The 2,536-nt window shown below is 72.0% G+C and carries 3 protein-coding genes; 2 read left to right on the top strand and 1 reads right to left on the bottom strand.

The window, feature by feature from the left end:
* Together ACTIR_RS22420 and ACTIR_RS0108590 are read left to right on the top strand one after the other, a co-directional pair.
* The coding region (locus ACTIR_RS22420; protein WP_034239109.1) for a PLP-dependent transferase at positions 1-307 on the top strand (307 nt) is incomplete at its 5' end.
* A gap of 166 nt (positions 308-473) precedes the next feature.
* Positions 474-1,664 (top strand): thioester domain-containing protein, encoded by a 1,191-nt coding sequence (locus tag ACTIR_RS0108590; protein ID WP_026453958.1) that lies wholly within the window; start codon positions 474-476, stop codon positions 1,662-1,664.
* 129 nt (positions 1,665-1,793) lie between these two features.
* Here ACTIR_RS0108590 and ACTIR_RS24785 read toward each other — a convergent pair.
* On the bottom strand, positions 1,794-2,536 hold a 743-nt coding region (locus tag ACTIR_RS24785; protein ID WP_233345861.1), incomplete at its 5' end, for an HpcH/HpaI aldolase/citrate lyase family protein.

The raw sequence follows: 2,536 nt of genomic DNA, 5'->3' as shown, positions 1-2,536 counted from the left end.
CACCGCCGGGCTGCTCGCCGACCGGCTCGCCGGACACGACGTCGTGCGGCGCGTGCGGTACCCGGGCAACGGGGCGATGCTGGCCTTCGACCTCCCGGACGCCGACACCGCGGACCGGGTGTGCGCCCGGCTGCGGCTGATCCGGCACGCGACCAGCCTCGGCGGGGTGGAGAGCACGGTGGAACGCCGGGCCGCCCGCGCGGGCGACGCCCACGTGGCGCCCGGCCTCCTGCGGCTCAGTGTGGGGCTGGAGGATCCCGAGGATCTGTGGCGCGATCTCGAACACGCCTTGCATTCCGTGCAATAAACATTTCGCGAGACGGATTCGGCTCTCCGTTGCTCCTTCCGGAGTAACGGAAGACCGGGTGGTTGTCCCCCGTTCGCGCATTCCACGCCGCGTGTATGCTGCGCTCCCGCTGTGACATCACGCGTTTTCCCGGCAGGTTTCTCGCCGCTGTGGAATGAGGAGACACATGAACGGTAGAAGAGCGTCGGCCAGAGGGATTTCCCTGCTCACGGCCGTGGGCACGGCCGTCGTGCTCGGCTCCGTGCCCGCGTCGGCCCAGACCGAGGGCCGGATCGACACGACGGCCGGGGAATCCGGGTACACCGCCCACCTCGGGGGCACGTCCACGGAGACGAATCTGTTCGCGTTGGACCTGGAGGGCGGCAATTCGATCCGCGCCTACTGTGTCGAGATCAGCGTGGCCGTCGACCCCGAGCGTTCGCTGCACGAAAGTCCGTGGGACGAGTTCCCGGACGCGGAATCGCCGTTCCACGAGAATCGTGACCGGATCAGCTGGGTGCTGCACCACGGTTACCCGTCCGTCGGGGTGGACGCGCTGGCGGACACACTGACCGGAGCGGGCGCCGAGCTGCACGACGGCCTCAGCGAGAAGGAGGCCATCACCGGCACGCAGGCCGCGGTGTGGCACTTCAGCGACGGGCTCGACCTCGACCGGGACGACCCGAGCACCGGGGACGACGCGGCCGACGCCGACGTGCTGGCCCTGTACGACCACCTCACCGGCGAGACCAACGTGGGGACCGGGGAGCAGCCGACGCCGGCTCTCGAGATCACACCGGAGACCGCGTCCGGCGTCGCGGGGGAACCGATCGGCCCGTTCACCGTCGCGACCACCGGGGAGATCACGGAGATCACCGGTGAGCTGCCGGAGGGCGTGACCCTGACCGACGCGGACGGTGCCGAACTCGCCGCGGAGGACCTGGTCGACGGCAGCGAGGTCTACCTCGACGTGCCCAGCGGGACCGGGGCCGGGCAGGCCGAGTTCGCCCTGTCCGCGACCGGGCAGCTGGACACCGGCCGCCTGTTCGTCAGCGAGGACTACGAGAAGGAGCCGGCCCAGTCGCTGATCGTGGCGACCTCGGAGAAGACGACCCTGGACGCCTCGGTGGGTGCGGACTGGACCGCGGCGCCGACCACCCCGCCCGAGGAGAGCACCACGCCCACGTCGTCCCCGGCCCCGACGACGCAGCCGTCCGCACCGGAGACCACGGAGACCACCTCGGTGACCCCGCAGGCGAACTCCGGGGATCTGGCCCGGACCGGCGTGTCGGTGCTCGTGCCGATCCTCGTCGGCCTCGCCCTCCTCACCGGCGGCGCCACTCTCGTCGTCCTCCAACGCCGCAGGCGCAGCAGCTGACCCGACCCGCTCACCGTCCGTAGTGTCGCGAGGGGCACTTTTCCTGCACTCAACGCAGGGAAAGTGCCCCTCACGGGCTCTCACGCAGGGAAAGTGCCCTTCACGGCAACACCCGTCCGGGTGGGGAGGTCAGGGGGTGGTGGTGTCGGCGAGGGTGAGGGTGCGGCGGGCCTGTTCGACGTGCAGGTTCTCGATCATGCTGCCGTTCACCGTGACCACGCCGCGGCCCTCGGCGGCCGCACGCTCGAACGCCTCGATCACCGCGCGGGCGTGGGCGATCTCGGCGTCCGACGGCGCGAACACGCGGTTGCAGATCTCGATCTGCCCCGGGTGGATGAGGGTCTTGCCGTCGAAGCCGAACTGCCGCGCCTGCCCGCACTCCGCCTCGAAGCCCTCGGCGTCGCGCACGTCGTTGTAGACGCCGTCCAGCACGGTCCTGCCCGCCGCCCTGGCGGCGAGGACGCAGCTGGACAGGGCGCCGAGCAGGGGTGCGCGGCCCGGCACGGACGCGGCGCCCAGTTCCTTCGCGAGGTCGTTGGTGCCCAGCACCAGCGCGGTGAGCCGCTCCGAGGCCGTGGCGATCTCCCCGGCCCGCAGCACGCCCGTCGGGGTCTCGACCATCGCCCAGATCGCGGTGCCCCCGTCCGCCCCGGCGAGGTCGAGGGCGCGGTCCACGGCCCGCACGTCGTCCGCCGAGTTCACCTTGGGGACCACCACCGCGTCCGGATTCGCCCGGGCGGCGGCCCGCAGGTCCTCGTCGTGCCACTCGGTGCCCGGCGCGTTCACCCGGATCCCCACCTCGCGCGTGCCGTAGTCGCCGGACGTCACGGCGGCGGCCACGCGTTCCCGCGCGGCCGGCTTGGCCTCCGGGG

It is taken from the genome of Saccharomonospora iraqiensis subsp. iraqiensis (assembly GCF_000430445.1).
Classification (GTDB): domain Bacteria; phylum Actinomycetota; class Actinomycetes; order Mycobacteriales; family Pseudonocardiaceae; genus Saccharomonospora; species Saccharomonospora iraqiensis.
Note: the sequence above shows the minus strand (reverse complement) of the source record. Positions and strands in the feature narration are given on the sequence as shown.